The organism is Streptomyces turgidiscabies Car8 (genome assembly GCF_000331005.1).
Lineage (GTDB): Bacteria > Actinomycetota > Actinomycetes > Streptomycetales > Streptomycetaceae > Streptomyces > Streptomyces turgidiscabies.
Map to the genome: position 1 here is coordinate 25,101 of NZ_AEJB01000104.1, position 15,943 is coordinate 41,043.

At 67.3% G+C, this 15,943-nt stretch carries 20 protein-coding genes; 12 read left to right on the forward strand and 8 right to left on the reverse strand.

Translation table 11 applies throughout. The annotated features are described in order from the left end of the window. Positions 1-61 precede the first annotated feature (61 nt). Positions 62-667, forward strand: coding sequence for a HAMP domain-containing protein (locus tag STRTUCAR8_RS05855; RefSeq protein WP_006374569.1), 606 nt, complete (start codon positions 62-64; stop codon positions 665-667). A gap of 115 nt (positions 668-782) precedes the next feature. On the opposite strand, the gene STRTUCAR8_RS05860 is transcribed toward STRTUCAR8_RS05855, so the two are convergent. From STRTUCAR8_RS05860 to STRTUCAR8_RS05875, 4 genes are all read right to left on the reverse strand, one after another. Continuing rightward, on the reverse strand, positions 783-1,451 hold the full coding sequence (locus STRTUCAR8_RS05860) for a transposase (protein WP_006374547.1): 669 nt from the start codon (positions 1,449-1,451) through the stop codon (positions 783-785). 62 nt (positions 1,452-1,513) lie between these two features. Beyond that, entirely contained in the window at positions 1,514-2,935 is a 1,422-nt protein-coding gene (locus STRTUCAR8_RS05865) for a HEAT repeat domain-containing protein (RefSeq protein ID WP_006374599.1), read from the reverse strand. Between the two features lie 322 nt (positions 2,936-3,257). Then, positions 3,258-3,821, reverse strand: a complete 564-nt coding sequence (locus STRTUCAR8_RS05870; RefSeq protein ID WP_044471696.1) for a YcxB family protein — start codon at positions 3,819-3,821, stop codon at positions 3,258-3,260. Between the two features lie 80 nt (positions 3,822-3,901). Next, positions 3,902-4,255, reverse strand: coding sequence for a hypothetical protein (locus STRTUCAR8_RS05875; RefSeq protein WP_234372607.1), 354 nt, complete (start codon positions 4,253-4,255; stop codon positions 3,902-3,904). A gap of 1,063 nt (positions 4,256-5,318) precedes the next feature. Between STRTUCAR8_RS05875 and STRTUCAR8_RS55575 the strand changes: the two genes are divergently transcribed. The 4 genes from STRTUCAR8_RS55575 (at position 5,319) to STRTUCAR8_RS05895 (ending at position 7,874) form a co-directional block, all read left to right on the forward strand. Further along, entirely contained in the window at positions 5,319-5,573 is a 255-nt protein-coding gene (locus STRTUCAR8_RS55575; protein ID WP_407705473.1) for a transposase domain-containing protein, read from the forward strand. Next, the gene (locus tag STRTUCAR8_RS48155; RefSeq protein ID WP_006374562.1) at positions 5,546-6,211 is read left to right on the forward strand and encodes a transposase; all 666 of its coding nucleotides are present in this window, start codon (positions 5,546-5,548) and stop codon (positions 6,209-6,211) included. The genes STRTUCAR8_RS55575 and STRTUCAR8_RS48155 overlap by 28 nt, the downstream gene beginning before the upstream one ends. A 16-nt stretch (positions 6,212-6,227) precedes the next feature. Then, the gene (locus tag STRTUCAR8_RS53210) at positions 6,228-6,794 is read left to right on the forward strand and encodes a hypothetical protein (protein ID WP_006374538.1); all 567 of its coding nucleotides are present in this window, start codon (positions 6,228-6,230) and stop codon (positions 6,792-6,794) included. Positions 6,795-7,565: 771 nt separating this feature from the next. Beyond that, positions 7,566-7,874, forward strand: coding sequence for a DUF6355 family natural product biosynthesis protein (locus STRTUCAR8_RS05895; protein WP_044471698.1), 309 nt, complete (start codon positions 7,566-7,568; stop codon positions 7,872-7,874). Between the two features lie 55 nt (positions 7,875-7,929). Here the strand turns inward: STRTUCAR8_RS05895 and STRTUCAR8_RS05900 are convergent, their stop codons facing one another. After that, positions 7,930-8,862: a transposase gene (locus STRTUCAR8_RS05900; RefSeq protein ID WP_234372608.1), complete on the reverse strand. Its 933-nt coding sequence runs from the start codon at positions 8,860-8,862 to the stop codon at positions 7,930-7,932. A 149-nt stretch (positions 8,863-9,011) separates the two neighbouring features. Between STRTUCAR8_RS05900 and STRTUCAR8_RS53925 the strand changes: the two genes are divergently transcribed. Together STRTUCAR8_RS53925 and STRTUCAR8_RS53930 are read left to right on the forward strand one after the other, a co-directional pair. Beyond that, positions 9,012-9,401, forward strand: coding sequence for a transposase (locus STRTUCAR8_RS53925; RefSeq protein WP_234372609.1), 390 nt, complete (start codon positions 9,012-9,014; stop codon positions 9,399-9,401). 73 nt (positions 9,402-9,474) lie between these two features. Further along, complete coding sequence (locus tag STRTUCAR8_RS53930) at positions 9,475-9,612, forward strand: ISL3 family transposase (protein WP_006374588.1); 138 nt, start codon at positions 9,475-9,477, stop codon at positions 9,610-9,612. Here STRTUCAR8_RS53930 and STRTUCAR8_RS05915 read toward each other — a convergent pair. The 3 genes from STRTUCAR8_RS05915 to STRTUCAR8_RS05925 all read right to left on the reverse strand — a co-directional run bounded on the left by STRTUCAR8_RS05915 (position 9,598) and on the right by STRTUCAR8_RS05925 (position 12,142). Further along, complete coding sequence (locus tag STRTUCAR8_RS05915) at positions 9,598-10,209, reverse strand: ATP-binding protein (RefSeq protein ID WP_006374593.1); 612 nt, start codon at positions 10,207-10,209, stop codon at positions 9,598-9,600. The two genes, STRTUCAR8_RS53930 and STRTUCAR8_RS05915, sit on opposite strands and share 15 nt — an antisense overlap. 321 nt (positions 10,210-10,530) lie before the next feature. Continuing rightward, the gene (locus tag STRTUCAR8_RS05920; protein WP_006374598.1) at positions 10,531-11,091 is read right to left on the reverse strand and encodes a GNAT family N-acetyltransferase; all 561 of its coding nucleotides are present in this window, start codon (positions 11,089-11,091) and stop codon (positions 10,531-10,533) included. 178 nt (positions 11,092-11,269) lie between these two features. Further along, positions 11,270-12,142: a hypothetical protein gene (locus tag STRTUCAR8_RS05925; RefSeq protein ID WP_006374578.1), complete on the reverse strand. Its 873-nt coding sequence runs from the start codon at positions 12,140-12,142 to the stop codon at positions 11,270-11,272. Between the two features lie 141 nt (positions 12,143-12,283). On the opposite strand from STRTUCAR8_RS05925, the gene STRTUCAR8_RS55065 reads away from it, so the two are divergent. From STRTUCAR8_RS55065 to STRTUCAR8_RS05940, 5 genes are all read left to right on the forward strand, one after another. Next, positions 12,284-12,418, forward strand: coding sequence for a hypothetical protein (locus STRTUCAR8_RS55065; protein ID WP_267889067.1), 135 nt, complete (start codon positions 12,284-12,286; stop codon positions 12,416-12,418). A 302-nt stretch (positions 12,419-12,720) separates the two neighbouring features. Beyond that, positions 12,721-12,933, forward strand: coding sequence for a hypothetical protein (locus tag STRTUCAR8_RS05930; protein WP_006374570.1), 213 nt, complete (start codon positions 12,721-12,723; stop codon positions 12,931-12,933). A 146-nt stretch (positions 12,934-13,079) separates the two neighbouring features. Further along, positions 13,080-13,457, forward strand: coding sequence for an RHS repeat domain-containing protein (locus STRTUCAR8_RS53935; protein ID WP_006374546.1), 378 nt, complete (start codon positions 13,080-13,082; stop codon positions 13,455-13,457). 15 nt (positions 13,458-13,472) lie between these two features. Further along, the gene (locus STRTUCAR8_RS05935; protein ID WP_006374600.1) at positions 13,473-15,452 is read left to right on the forward strand and encodes an RHS repeat domain-containing protein; all 1,980 of its coding nucleotides are present in this window, start codon (positions 13,473-13,475) and stop codon (positions 15,450-15,452) included. Positions 15,453-15,587: 135 nt separating this feature from the next. Beyond that, entirely contained in the window at positions 15,588-15,776 is a 189-nt protein-coding gene (locus STRTUCAR8_RS05940) for a hypothetical protein (protein ID WP_006374579.1), read from the forward strand. The last annotated feature ends 167 nt before the right edge of the window (positions 15,777-15,943 follow it).

The following is a 15,943-nucleotide window of genomic DNA, read 5'->3' on the forward strand; positions in this document are numbered from 1 at the left end:
ATCGGATGATTCGGCAACCGGCGTTGCGCCGTGTCCGTCCGGGCCGATATGTATTTGTACGGTGCGGTGCGGCGTCGTACGGGCCTCCTCACCGGCATCCGCCGTACGCGACCGGATCCTGCTCGCGTGGGCGGTCCTCGCCTGGGTCTGTGCCCTCGCACTGAAGGTGGCCGTCCTCGTCGCCCGCCGCCAGGCGCGGGTGTCGGCCGCGCCGCTGGAGGACCTCTCCCGGCACAGCCTGGCGGTCCCTGACGGCGATCTGAGCGCCCGGGCCGGGCCCAGCGACGTGGCCGAGATCGACCAGGTGGCCCGCACCCACAACGAGATGCTGCACAGCCTCACCGAACTCCTGCGCCACGAAAGAGACTTCACCGCCAACGCCTCACATCGGCTGCACACCCCGCTGACCGGACTGCAGCTCACTCTGGAAGCCGGACCGGCCGAGGACGACGACGCCGGGCCGCGTCCCGTCATCGAGGAGACGCCGGCCACCATCCGGCGCCTGTACGACACGGTGGAGGAGGTGCGAGAGGCCCGGCAGTCGTCCCGGCACACAGCCTCTCGGTACCGTTGCGGACGTGATGGACACGAGTACAGGGAGTGCAGTGGATCTGGTCTACGTTGCAGAGCGAAAGATTCACGGACGATAAACTCCTTCCAGCTGTGATGTGTCCGTGGCGGGCCGAGGTGTCGTAGGGAGAGAGACGATCGCCCGGGACGAGGGCGGCAGCCCTGGCCCGCCTTCCGCCTCGGCAGTGCGCCGGCGCAGGTGTCCTGCGGCGTCACGGTGGGAGTTCTGCACCATGCACCATGATCTGACGCAGGGCCTGGACACGCGGGCCCAACGCGCGTTCCGCTCCGTGATGGTAGAGGTGTTCCAGGAGCCGGACGGCGTCGTTTCCTGTGGCGAGGATCCTGGTGTTGGGCTTGGTGGGGTTCTTGCCCAGGCGGACCGGTCGGCCGTAGCGGCGTCCCCAGTCCTCATCGACCAGATCGTCCAGCAGGTGAGGAGAGATGCCGGCGACTTCTTCCAGTGCGGCGCGGACCGCCTCGGTGACCAGCTCCAGGCGGGTCAGCTCCCGCACCGCGGCCAGGACATGGGTGGAGTCGGTGCGCTGCGTGGTGCGTTCGCGCACCAGGCCGACCTCCTTGAGGCGGGCCAGCGCCAGGTCGAGCAGGCGGTCGGCACGGCCGTCTTCGGCGAGACGGTCGTGGAAGTCGGCCAGCACGCTGTGATGGAAGCCTGGATCGTCCAGCTCCATAGCCAGCGCGTACTTGAAGTCGATGCGGCAGCGAACCGCTTCGGCGGCATGCCGGTCCGACAAGCCGAGCAGGAACTGCAGCACACAGATGGTGGCCAGCTGGGCGGGCGAGGGACCCGGACGTCCATCGCGCGGGTACCAGTCGGTGAAGTCCTCGTCGCACCACAGCCCGTCGAGCCGGTCACGCACCGGGAAACTCCAAGATCCCCGACAGAGTCAAGCTAAGCAGAGTTCTGGACCGCGGTGCAGTCTCAGCTGTCCACCCCGGCTTCCCACTTGCGTCGGCGCAGCATGTGGTCGCTGAAGAGGTGTCGGCTCCGGTCGAGCAATTCACCCACCTCTGCGTCGCCGCACCGCTCGTCCGGCGACGGATGCCAGCGCTGCACTGATTGCGCGGCCCAGGTGCGCAGCTTCATATCCGGGTCCTGGAACAGACCGACGGCCGCTTGTAGCGCCACTGTGCCGCCGCGTGCGTCGAGCAGCCGGAACGCGCCGACGCGGACGTGCCGCGGTCGATCGGTACTGGTGCGCTCCAGTAGCCAGTCGGCGGGCAGTTCCTTGGCCGAGGGCAGCAGGGCGGCGGCGGTCTCGCGGACGACTCCGGCGGCAGGGTCGTCGAGGAGCGGCCGCAACTGCTTCGCATCCGCGCAGCCCAGCGCCCGCAGCCCTGTCACCGCTCGCGCCCGCACTCCGGCCGCCGGGTGCACGAGCAGCGGCCGCAGCAGCCCGGCGTCCGCGCGGTTCCCGCACTCGGCCAGCCCGATGACCGCACCGGGCGGCAACTCGGGGTCGTCCGCTGGAGTACACCGCTCCCGGTACCAGGCCGCCGGGTCAACACCCTGCTGTCGTACGACATACCGGGCACAAGCACGCACGAGCGCGGAACGGTCGCTGAGAAGCGGCTCCGCCTGCGCTGACCGCCCCGCCCGTCTCAGCGCGGTGACGCCGGCCGAACGGACACGCGGGTTGCGGGCGGACAGCAGTGGAGACAGCACACCCTCGTAGGCATCCTCATCCCCCAGAGCCGCGAGCGCCGCTGTGGCACACAGGTCCTGGACCACGGTGTCCTGGTCTCCGGCGGCCGCGCGGGCCAGCTCAGCGGAATGGAGTAGTTGGCCCTTGACGGCAAGCCGGTACGCGAACCGCCGGACGATGCGGTCGGGGTCAGCGAAGAGAACAGCGAGCTGCCCGTGGGATGCCTGGCCCAGGATCTGGCCGAGCACATCGACGCCGAAGGCACCTCTGTCGCGGCGGCCGACGCGGAGGATGAGCGGCGCGAGGTCGAGGGCAGAGTCCACGTTCAGGGCCTCGCGCAGCAACTTCCGGGCGTGCTCGCGCACTGGGCCGACCCAATCGGCGCAGCGGATCACGGTCAACGGCAGCAGGCCGGGGTATCGGACCGACTGACGCACCGCCTCCTGACGGATCCTCCCGTCGCGGTGGCAGAGAGCGAGTGCGAGCCGAGACTCTCCGAGCTGAGTCAGGTCGGCGGGCAGTGGGGCGGAGTGCTCCCACCCCGGCAGGAACTCCGGGCGGTGCCAGGCCACCTCACGCACCGCTGCGTCCAGCGCGAGCCAGTCAGCGGGGTCGGCTACATCAAGCGTGCTGTGAAGCGGCGTACCTCCCGCGAGCCGCGTCGCTGCCGCTGTCCCGTCCTCGATGTCCTCAAGCATTCCCGCCCCTCCCGCAGTCGTACCAGGTGATCGTAGGGGAGGGGTTCGCGCAGGGCGCGCGAAATATGGCCCGTGAGCACCAAAGGCCGCGGTTAGCCACTCTGCCCACCAGAAGCCGAAACGCGGTGACATCACCCCAGCTTCGCTTGCCGCTGGTGACAGGTAGCGCGCCGCATCGGTGACAACCACGGTGCTTTGTCCTACTGAAACCGCAGGCCAGCGGATGCCGGTGGTGACGACTATCGTGCGTCGGCACAAGGGGCGAGCCCAAGCGCAACGGTTACCGCACAGACGCGCCTGTCGTCACCACGGCGGACATCTGTCACACGCGAGGGGTGTACTGGTCCAGGATCGCCCGTAGCCGCTCAAGTTCCCTTGCGTCATGGGCGCCCCGCTTGGGCAAGACATCGAGGCACATGATGTTGGGATCCCGGCTGAGCAGGACAAAGTGTCCTGACGTTTCCCGGTAACCCTGGAAAAAGGGCCATTTCTGGATCAGTGTGGCGTGGTCGTTACGGCAGGTGATCCCGGCCGGAGACACGGTGACACGGTACTCGCCCTGCCATCCGACGAGCCGCTGCACTTGGGCGGCTTGCAGCCGCGGATAACCCCACAGCATCAAGACGACCAGCAGGAGCAAAGCCGTCGAGAGCACGTCGACACTGCCGCGGACGACGGTGGAGACCAACCATTGGCCTACTCCCAGGAGGAAAGTTGCTCCCCGCAGTAGTAGCCCGGTCCTCTTGATCCGCTCACGGACCTGCAGGCCGACCAGAGTGTCGGCGGACTGGGGTCGATACGCCAGTTCAACTACGGTCCGCTCATCCACGACATTGTCATAGGCTTCCGCATGGTTCGTTCCTTGGTCGCTCTGGCCTTCGGCCATGGTTCCTCCCCGGTACATGAGCGACGGTCTTCGACCGGGCTCAGCGTGAACTTAAGTTCGTTATGTTCCGCATGTCTTGTCTACTGAGAGCGCCGGCCATCAAATCGGGAGTCGTGGCCTTTGACGGGCCAGCGCAGTCGACGCTTCGGGAACCGTGTGATTGTTGCAGCCGCAGCCAACCCGAGCGTGACACCGACGGCGGCGGCGAGGGTTGCCGCCCAAGCCGCGTCGAGGGAGCCGGGCAGGACCATGTTGGTGAGGCGGCTCGCTCCCCACATGAGCCCCACTGCCGCCAGTGCGGCCGGCCAACGGTGCCGTACCCCTTCGATGATGTCGTCGATGACATGGAAAAGGAGCATCACCGCCATGGGGTGGGAGCCCCCTAGTTCATCGTCCCAGCCGAATGCGGTGAATCCGGCGCCGACAGCAAGCATCGCCAGCCAGGGTCCCGCCAACCGCCTGACGGGCGTGGGTGGCTGTCGTCTTACACCTCGCGGTATCCAGAAAAACCGTGTGACGCGCGGGTCGACCGCGTATTTCCGCATGACTCGCGTTCCGTCCCCCCGTGGCCGGCTCCTGCCGACGCGCTCAGTACTTGGACGCTCGGGAGGTCGCCATGGTTGTGAAGTGTCACCGGATGGAGCCAGCCTCAGACGGCCAGGCACTTTCGATCTTGCTTACTGGTGACAAGTGACAAGCCGTATGCCTCGCAGGTGGCAACCAGGCTGCTTTGATCGGTCGTATTCACCAGTTCAACCAGCCTTACCGGTGACAACTACCGGGCTTCGGCTCAGTATTCGTGGGCCGTCGTACAGCGCTCTGTCGACGGCCCGCCTTTCTTCCGCGGCGACGAACGCGAGCCCCTGATGAGCACCCCACCGGCCTCTCGCCGGACGCGCCCCGCGAGCCGGTCGACCCCGCGCGCATCGGACGGCGGGTGGTCCGCCGTCGTGCGACGGGGATGACGGCCGCCGGCGTCGCGGCGGCCATCGAGGACGCTCGCTTCCAGCGCGGCAGGACTCGCGGCACGAGCACCTGGCCGACGACGAACGCGGCCACGCGGAGCTCACGGAGTGGGAGCGTATCGCCCAGCTGCTGGCCGACGCCGCCCCGAGAACACGGTCTACGACGCCGGCGTCGACGACGTCGTCCAGGAGGAGCTCGCCGCCGAAGCCGAAGCCGCGGCCGCCCGGGAAGCCGAACAGCGCGAAGCCCAGCGGATCGCCGGACGGGCCGATGAGCTCCAGGCGCTGGGCGAGCTGAGCACGCTTCAGCAGACCGGGCCCCGCGAGGGCGACGAAGCCGTCCGGGACGGACCTACCCGCCGCGCCGGGTCGTATGTGCAGACAGACGTCGACGTTTGGTTCGCCCATGCTCTGGCCGCGCAGCTCGGGCACTACCGCGACCCGGCCGCCGGCCTTCTGCCCGCGCCGGTGCTCGGCCACGCCGCACCGTGCTCGCGAACAACGGGTACGACTGCTGCCCGCCCGCGTCGTGATGTACTTCGTGCTCGCCCTGGCTCTCTTCGAGAAGTCGTCCTACCGTGCGGTATGGGGCAAACTCACAGCGGGACTCGACGGACCGACCGGGGTATGCCCGCATACCTCGTCGCTGCGCGGGCCCGACGCAGGCTGGGTAGCATCCCGATGCGCTGCCTGTTCGAGGTCCTCGCCGGCCCGGTGGCCGACCGGGCGTAGGCCGGCTCCTTCTACCGGGGCCTACGGGTGGTCGCAGTGGACGGCACCACGCTGAGCGTCCCCGATGAGGAAGCGGTGACCTGGCGCTTTCCCAAAAATCGCGGGGTGATGCTCGAGTTCGGCTATCCCCTTCTGCGGCGGGTGACCCTTGCCGAATGCGGCACCCGCGCCCTGATCGGCGCGGCTTTCGGCCCGGACACGACCGGCGAGCTCGGCTACGCGCACCGCCTGCTGCACCACCTGGACGCCTCGATGGTGCTGCTCGCCGACGCGTACTACGACGCGTTCGACTTCCTGGAGGCGGTGACAGGTACCGGCGCGTCGTTCCTGCTGCGTTCGACCCGCAAGCGGTGTCCCACGGTGCGCCGCCCGCTGCCGGACGGTTCCTTTCTGACCACCGTCCCTCCCGGGAAGTACCAGGCCGGGCGCGGCTACGGACGCCTTGAGGTACGGATCATCGAGGCCCGGATGACTGTCACGCTGGCCGACGGCACTCGCCGCACCGAGCTGTGGCGGCTGATGACCAGTCTCATGGACGCCGGACGCTACCCCGCCCGCGAGTTGATCACGCTGTATCACCGCAGGTGGCAGGCGGAGACCTGCTATTTCTCCTTGAAGTCGACCATTCTCGACGGCCGAGTGCTGCGCCCGCGAACCGTCCCCGGCTCGAGCAGGAGGTCTACGCCCTGCTGAGGTCTACCAGGCGTTGGTGCGCATCGCGGCCGACCTGTCGACCGCCCAGCCCGGCCTCGCGGCGGAGCGCATCAGCCGGACCATCCTGTTCAACGCCGGTGCCGACCAGATCGTGGCCGCCCGCGGTATCGCTCCGAGCGGCCCGGTGAGCCTCGTCGGAGCGATCGGCCGCGCCGCCCTGGCCGGCCTCCTGCCCCCGGGACCGCGCTGGCGCCTGAAAGCCCGCGCCCGCAAGCGTGGCAGCAAGTACACATTCACCACGAACAAGCACCCGAGAACATCCCAGGCATACACCCTCGACTTCGAGATGATCAAGGACGGAAACCTTGACAGCACCAACACGTCCCAAACACACCGGTGTTGCACACAGCGGGACGCCACCTTCTTCCACGACACAGACGACGAACTCGACGCCGGGGCCGATAGCCTTGGCCGCCAGGAATTCTGGCCGATCGTCCGCAACTTCCACCCCCAGGAATCCGGGTCTACCAAGATCAGGCGTGGTCACAGCCGCGAAGCGACCTGCCTTGTGACGCTCCGCGAGCGCGCCCCAAGATCTGTGCCAGAGCCCAGAACTCACTGACAAAGCCAGACGGCTATAGCAACCGTGCGGAGGTGCTGATTTCAGAGCCCGTCGAGGCGCCGGAGGTAGGCCCCGGTTGCATGCTGACGGGCGGCCGCTGGTGGTAACTCCCTTCAACCGCGCCTTGCCCATGGCGCCCTCGCGACTCTCGTAGGTTCTCGATGCGTCGTCGATGAGGTGAGGGGCGAATGCCACACCCTGACATCTGTCAGGGACGCGACCTCCCTGGCGCGGTCTACAGTCGAGGCGCTGGCTCGCGAGACCTCTTGGCCGCTACGGCGGCTGGAGTAGGAGCGACGTGAATGCTCCGATCGGGTAACAGCACGGGCGCTAGCCTTCGCCCGCTTGCAGCCACGGCACAACAATTCGCCAGTACCGGAACCCGAAACATTGTCTGAAGTAGTGAAAGAGACCTGTCAGACAATCGATCGACCGTGGAAGCTCATGCCCCCGGCAAAGGGGCTGGCACGTGACCGCTTCAAGCGGCACCGGATCCCGGTAAACACAGGAGGAGACAGTGATCAAAGCAACGTTCGGCCTGTTCGCAGCATGGTGGCTGGGCTCGAGGTAGCGCCGCTCACCAGCGTCGACCAGACCCACGCCCAGGCCCACACCGTCGCCTGCTGCGGCAAGCCGCCCGGCCAGACGTGAGCCGGGCGGCGCGAGTGCCGCCTTGCACCTCGCGTGCCGACAGCCGCCCGCAGGCAAGGCGCCTTTCGACCAGCCGAAGTCGCCTCCATCCGTTGACTCGCACAAGTGAGGAACCCTTCCATGCAGAAAACCGCAAGCAAGCTCCGCCTCGCCGCGGCCGCGTTCAGCGCTGTACTCCTCGCGGGCACAGCGCTCTCCGGAAGTGCCCACGCCGCGCCCCAGGGGAAAGCCGGGGTCAAGGCCTGTGGCTACTACGAGACGCAGACAGACTCGTACTACGGACACTGCGGCAGCACCTGGGTCAAGATCCAGGTCGACATCGACTGGTGGCCGACCGACATCAAGAGGTGCGTCCCGCCGGGCGAGACCCATCTCGGCACGACCGACGAGATCGACAACGCATGGGCCATCGCGGGCACCTGCGGCTAACGAGTTCGTGCCTGGTTGGCGGTGAGACGTCGAGGACTTCCGTGGGGTCAGGGGTTCACATCTGCTGAGCCGATGTCAGGTCCGCGGCCTGCTGATGAGACAGCAGACCGGCGATGGCTTGCACCGTGTCGCTCATATGCTCGCGGCGGCCGAGGTGGCGGGCCAGCGCCCGCCAGTTCTTGAGATGTGCGATGCCGTGCTCGACCCGGATACGGCGTGAGGAATGTGCCTTGCGCTGGCGCTCGTACATCTTCTCGTACCAGTCCGGGGCGTTCTTCTTGAACTTGCGGTGCGGTGGTGTCACTACACGTCCGCCGGTCTGCGCGCCGAGCCCCTGGTAACCGGCATCGGCGAGGATCTCGACCGCGGGCCCACCGGCCAGGAGCCCGACCAGCCCCAACTGGCGTGCGTGGGTGATGTCCGCGCAACTCCCGGGTTTGGTCGGGCTGCGCCACAGCACGCGTCCTTCGCCGTCCGTGACCACCATGGACTTGACGGCGTTCTGCTTGTTCTTCCCGGAGATGAACTTGTCCCGGTCCTTGCGCCCTTGGGCCGGATGCCGGACCCGGATCTCGGTGCCGTCGATGATGCCGGTCTTTCCGGTCCCGCCGAGGTGGTCGATGACTTCGGCCAGAGTCCGCAACCGCACGTCGGGGCTGATGGTGCACCCTCGCTCGGCGAGCAGGAGCCGCACCTCGTTGACGGCCCGGGTGATGGTCGAGCGGTCCACGCCGAACCAGCAGGCCAGCACGTCGTGGGTGGCTCCGTGACGGAGATGGACGAGAGTGGCCAGCAGTCGGTCGACGAACACCAGCCGGTGCTTCGCACCGGCGTCTATGGCCCGCTTCCGCTGCCGGGAGGCAAGCCTCGTCTGGTGGCGTTGATGCCACAACGGGCCGACTTCGGCGACGAGTTCAGCGATCACACCGGCCGTCAGGCACGTGATCCGCCGGTTGCTGATGACCAGTGCACGAGTCGAGTTCCCCACCACACAACCATGATCAACGATCAAGAGCCCGACGTCTCACCGCCAACCATGCACGACCTCGTTAGGTCGTGTTTTAGAACTCGCTGGTCTGTCTCGTTGGTCGTCCGGGGAAGTCGCGGGCGGCCAAGCACATGGTGAGGTCGCGGGCGATGACCCGTCGTTACGGCAGGCGGACCGAACGGCTGCGGTCGACGTTGGCCGCGGTCGGCCTCGGCCTCGGCCTCGCGCTCGCCGGCCGGGCCGGTGCCTGGCTGGCCAGAGTCTTCGGAGCGCCCGTCAAGCGCAGCACGGTGCTACGGCTGGTCGAGGCATCGCCCGCCCCTCAGGTTCCAGACCCACGGGTGGTCGGGGTCGACGAGTACACGACCCGCAAGGGTCGCAACTACGGGACGATCCTCGTCGACGTCGAAAGCCGGCGGCCGGTGGACCCGCTGCCTGACCGGGAGGCATCCAGCCTTGCCGCTTGGCGCGCGCAACGGCCAGGGATCGAGGTGGTCTGCCGCGATCGCGCACCGTTCTTCGGGAGAACGACTCCGTGAGTGGCTCGATGACGTCCGCCAGGATGACCTTCCCAGCCTTCACACCCTCGCCACAGGCATCGACCGCGACGCCGTGATCGCTGGTCTGACCATCCCCTGGAACTCAGGCGTGGTCGAAGGACACGTCAACCGGATCAAGATGCTCAAGCGCCAGATGTTCGACCGTGCCAGCTTCGACCTCCTGCGGAAACGAGTCCTACTCGCTGACTGACTTCTCAGCCTCCGAGCGGAGATCGTGAATCGGGAACGCCGGGGGTGAAGGGTGCTGCTTGCATGTCTCCCCGTGTAGTTCGTCGGACCGCAGTGCCCAGGCGATGGCCTCGTGCGGACCGCAGAAAGAAGGATCAAGGTGGAAGGTGACCCGAGTCCCGAACGGCTTAGACACTGAAAACTCCACCTGGGAGCCGGTCGAATCCATCCCGGCCAGCTCCTGGCGGTAGCCGTGACCATCCAGCCAAACCTCGATGACCGTACGGACGCTGAGTGCGGCAGCTGCGGAGGGAGCCCAACGCTGCATGTCGAACATGTCGAGCAGCGAACCGAAGAATGCCGGAACAAGCCGCTCACGTTCATCGGAGCTGGGGCGCTGATCGCTCTCCACAGTGAAGCCGAGATCAGAACCGATCTCGACACTGATCTGTCCATGCCTGCCATCGCGACGGTGCAGCGCATCCCAGGCCACCGCCCGAAGTACCTCGGTGGGCAGCTCGGGGCTGCCCTGCTCAACCAGAAAGTACATCTTCGGGCGGCGCCGCACATGCTCCACGAAGTCGACCACCCGCAGCGGCTCGACTGTGAACCTCTCCACTCACCCTCCCCATCTCGGCGCTTTTCAGTCAGCCACAGCCGATCATGGCACCCACCACCGCCAAGCTCCGGGCTCCTACTCGTCCGAACGTCGTGACGCACTGTCATAAATCACGGAAACTGAGCCAGAACCCGAGAAGCGACAGCACTCGCGCAAGCCTATGAGGCTGTTGCCTCTCCAGGCAGCCTCTACGAACTACGGGATGCTCCAGCGGTGCGGATGGTTGGGATCGGTGGGGCAAGCGAAGACGTTGAGCGGGCCGGAGTGGCCCACGGTGACCTCGGTGGGGGTTGCGGATCGAAAGGCGGGGCGGTCCCGGTCCTAGCGGTCGGCCGTCGGGTGCCAGTCGCGGCGGAGGAGGCCAAAGACCCAGGTATCGGAGACGTCGCCGTTGACGACGCAGTCTTCGCGGAGGGTGCCTTCGCGGAAGAAGCCGAGCTTCTCCAGAACCCGGGCGGACGCCATGTTGCGGGTGTCGGTCTCGGCTTGGACGCGGTTCAGGTCCAGGGTGTCGAACGCCCACCGCAGGACGGCGTGCGCGGTCTCCGTAGCGTAGCCGTGGCCCCACGCGGCAGCGTCGAAGACGTAGCCCAGGGAAGCGCTGCGGAAGTCCGGGTTCCAGCCGGTCAGGCCGCACCAGCCGATAAACGCGCCGTCGGAGACGCGGTCGACGGCCACCCGCGCTCCTGTACCTTTCTTCTCGATCGTCCGGCAGGTCGCGATGAAGCGCTGCGCGCGGGCCTGTTCGGTCCACGGCGGGGAATCCCAGTAGCGCAGCACGTTGGCGCTGCTGTGCAGCGCGTACAGCGACGTCGCGTCGGCGTCGGTGAACGGCCGCAGCCGCAGGCGGGAGGTGTGCAGCTCGGGAGTGGGCAAGGTCATGCGTTGCATCCTGCCTGGTAATGCTCGCCCCCGACCATCCGTTTTATCCGGACGGTTGGGGCACGTGCGTCCGCGGTGACGTTGACGTCGGACGCGCCGGATGGGCGGTGAGCCCGCAGTACCGTGCCGGCATGGCGAGAGAACAGCGGCCGTACGGGCGCACCTTTGGGACAGTTCGTCAGGCTCTTGGAGCGGACCGTACCGCTGTGGTGATGACGAGTCCGGGCAGCACGAGCGTGACTCCAGCGAGTGTGTAGACCAGCCATGGCGACATCGACGTCCAGTGGTACCAGGCAATGCCGACAACACACCCGCCTGCTACGGCAAGAAGACCACCCACCGCGACGGCAGCCCTGGCCGCCACTTGTACGCGACGGTTCAGATGGATCTCGTCGCGCCAGTGTGCAGGCCACCCGGCCGCCGTGACCCCATTGGGCAGCGGGGTGGGCGGCGGCGGGGCCGGGGGGAGGCGTTTCCACCAGAAGAAAAGGATGGCGACCATGAAGGCGGCGCCGACGCTGTACACGAGTGCGGTGGCCCATCCAGCCACGTGCTGCTCGAGCACGGAGTTGGTGAACCCGTCGGCTGACACGATGACCATCAGCATCGAGAACTGCGCAGCAACCTGGATCAGGCCACGGAAGAAGCGGACTTCACCGTGCTTGTTGCGCTCGTAGGCCGGCAGCAGCCAGGCAAGCGCGACGATCACAATCAGAGCGTCCGCGGCGAGGATGGCCCCGGAGAACAGCTGCTCCGTGATGGCGCGGGTGCACACAAGTTCCCCGGACGTGAGGGCGTACAGGTACGACGCCGTCGCGAGGCCGATGAAGCAGGGCAGGAAGAGTTTCAGGCCGCGTGACGCGTGCCCGTCCCCGCCTGCGGCGTTCTTCTGGCCGATGACGGTGACCAGACCGGCCAGGACGAAGCCCGCCATGATGCCGCAGAAGGCGCTCATCGCCTCCGCCGATGCTATGGAACTCCAGTCGATGCCGTCGGTGCCTAACACGCAGGTGTCGGGAGTGAAGTTGGTCGGCTCACCCGTAAAGGTCATAGCGGCCGATGGTGACATCCCAGAACAGTCTCTACATCTAGGGCGGCGCGAATTGTGACAGTCCGCCTCCCTTGTGGGGCCGCGTAGTGGACATGTAGGGCGACTCCTTACGGGTTCGGGAGGTGAGGTGGGCTGCGAGGGGTGGAGCGCGCGGGAATCGCCGCGCTCACCCGCGCGGGCGAGGCCCGTAGCCGTGTGGTCGAAGATGAGGCGGACCAGGCGAAGGAAGTGGAGGCGGCCCCGGCCGCCGACCCGCGCAGACAGCAGCACCAGTGACCCGGTGCGGGGTGCTGTATGCACCCCGCACCCCGATGCGCACCACCACGCGGGAGGGCGCTGCATGGCGCGCACGCGGTCGGGGGTGAACGGCACCCGGTGCGCACCGCCCGACGGCGAAGTGCGTCACACCGCGCACGACACATCGCGCTGAGTGTGGGCGGTGCGGGCTGGTCAAGGCCGGAAAGTCAGCCGGGCAGAAGCGTTTTGTCGCCAACGATCAGCAATCGGGCCACCTCGTCGTGTGGGTCGGGCTACACAGGTCGGCGGACGGTTGTGTCTGATGGGGGAGGGCTGACCGGATGTTACTGACGATTAACGTGGCGGTTCTGCTGGCGGTCATCATCGTCGTGCGGCTGCGGAGGCGTACGCAGGCCCGCAGCCGGTTCGACGAGAAGCTGACCGTCGCCATCGTGCTGGTCTTCGGCTTGCTGGTCGCCCCCACGGCGTTCGGCCAGGGAATCCTGGATGTCGTTGCTCAGCTGGTGGAAGGCTCCTCTCGGTCGGGCCGCTGAACTACCGCCGGGTGGTGTGGGATCGGCCACGGACGTAGCGTCCGGTCAAGGGGTGGTCAAGGGGTAAAACGAACACCGCAAGGTGGGTGACCAGGTTACGGGCAAGGTGTGATCCCGCAGGGTGGCACCTGTCCCGCACGCGATGGGTGCGTGCGGGAGCTGCCCGCAAGTCCGGCAGCCGGGACACCTACGACGCGAACGGCACGCTGACCAAGGTCACGGACAAGAACCACGGCACGATCACCGTCGACCAGCACGACGAGAGTGGCGAGCACCAGGGCTTCAAACTGACCGAGACCCGCTCGGGCCGCTGGATCGACCTGGTCAAGACGTATCCGAACCAGTGGCAGGCCAAGGACAACGCGGGCCGTACGGCCGTGTTCGACCTGGACGCGGACGGCAACCTCGCCAAGGTGACCGACACCGAGGACAAGGCCACAAGCTACGACTACGACGGCGACGGCCGCGTGACGAAGGTGACGACCCCCGAGAACGCGGTCACCCTCTTCACCTACGACGACTAGAACCGGGTCACCTCCATGCTGCGCGCCACCGGAACCTCCGACAGCGGTCACACCGGCCCCACCTGGCGTTACGACTATTCGGCCGCCACCCCGAAAGAGGCGGGCACGACCACGGTCATCGCCCCCGACAGCGACATGACGCCCTACACGCACAACGCGAACGGCGAGGTCACCAAAGTCACCGACGCCCTCGGCCACTCCCGCCACACCAAGTACACCAACCACCTGGTGCAGACAGCCACGGATGCGATGGGCACAGGCGCGGACGGCACCGGCGGCAACACCACCGCCTACGGCTGGGACAGCCGCAACAACGCCACATCCGCCAAGCTCCCGACGGGGGCGACCGCCTCGGTGAGCGCCTACCAGACGGTCGCGGGCACCGACCTGCCGAACGACTTCACCAGCACGGACGAACGCAAGGACACCTTCAAGTACGACACCAACGGCAACACCATGTCGGTGACCACGTCCGGCAGCGCGGGCGCGGCCCGCGAGTACACGTACAACAAGGCGACCCCGACCTGTGGCGGCTTCGAAGGCCAGCGCTGTACCGCGAAGGACGGCAACGGCAAGGTCACCTCCTTCACCTACGACGGCAAGGACAACCTGGCCAAGGTCGCTGCACCCGCCCCGCTGGGCGACACCACATACACCTACGACGCACTGGGCCGGGTCAAGACGGTCACGGACGGCCGTGGCATCCACACCGTCTACGGGTACGACACCCGCGACCGTGTGAAGGAGGCGTCGTCGACGAACCGCACCGTCAGCTACTCCTACGACGGGGACGGCAACATCGAAACCCGCACGGACGCCTCCGGCACGACGCAGTGGGACTACGACGAACTCAGTCGCGAAAAAGTGCGCACACTGCAGAACGGCGCGCAGACGGCGCTCGCGTACACGCCGGGCGGAGACGTCGACTACTACACCGACCCGACCGGCAAGACCGACTACACCTGGGACAAGGCCGGGCGCCTCGACTACCTGACCGACCCGGCCGGCAAGAAGACCGACTTCGACTACGACAACAACGACAAGCGGACGGAGACGGCCTATCCCGGCGGCACCACCCAGTCGTTCACCCTCGACAAGAGCGGCCGCCCGTCGGCCGTCAAGACGACCTCGGGTACGACGACACTGATAGACCGGACCTACAGCTACGCCAGCGCGGGCAAGGACACCACCAAGATCCGCACCCGCACCGACAACCTCACCAAGCTGAGGACGAGCTACACGTACGACAGTCAGGACCGGCTGTCCTACGCGCTGGAGACCGACTCGGCCGGCGCCCGCACGGCGTCCTGGCTGTACTGCTGGGACAAGGCCGGCAACCTCACCTCCCAGGACGGCACCGCCGCCACCTGCCCCGGCAGCGCGGTGTTCACCTACAACGACGCAAGCCAGCTGACCTCCCAGACCGGCTCCGCCACGCCCTGGTCATGCGACAAGATCGGCAATGAGACCGCCGGCGGACGCACGCTCACCACCGCGCGGACGAACGAGACGTGGACGGACCACAGCCAGCTGTCCCGCAGCGCCCGCAGCCGGTGCGGTAAGGACCGTGCCCGCCGCGAGAGTGGCGACGGTCCGTGCGGTCAGAGCGCTCGTGCGGATACGCATGGACATGGGTGTTCCCCCGTGGATTCAAGGGCGTGGACGTGGATGCCGCAGCGGGGCCTGCTGGTTGGCCCGGGCCTGGTCGGTGCGACACCAAAAGCATCGACGGTCGCAGCAGCCAGGCGCAACCATCCACGGCCGATCCGACACCATGGAACCATCCCATCCCCCCTGACCTGCAGATACATGCAGTGCCTGGGACGGCACGACGGCACCGAGATGGCGGAGTTCTCCAGCCCGTCCAGGAGCGCTCCCGGACGGGCTGGGCTCCCGCCTTTCAGGCCGGTACGCCGCTCGGAGCCAACTGATGGTGGTGGCTTTGAGGGAGACGAAGGTGTGAGGTCTGTGAGGCTCACACCTGTTTTCCTATGACAAGGGACTTGACTGCTTGATCGGTCCCTCACTGCTGTCGATTCCCGCTGCTTCGAAACAACTCCGGCGCGGGGGGGGGCTTGACGCCGGCTGCGTGGCGCGGTGCCATAGAGACGACGATGGAGGGGGTATGGGGTGATCGACGAGAACAGTGACGCCGAGGGCCGGGCGGATGATCGCCCGCGGGGCCCGAGTCCTTCAGGGTTCGAGGACAATTTCTGGCTGGTGGCGCTCGCGCTGATCGTGGTGATTCTCTTCCTGGTCGGTCTCATGGGCGCGGACACCGGGCCCGCGAGCCAGGACGGGTACACCGGCTGGCATTGAACAGGTGAGCGCGAACTGCCCGGTCGCGGTACCGGTGAGCGGCGCCAGGTCCTCGAGGACTGGCTGCGCGAGTACGCCACCGCGGAGGCGGAGGACTTCGTGGTGCGCGCGTGAGCAGGCCCGCGCGGCGCAGGGCTGCACCGCAGGCCAGCACGAACGCCGTCAGA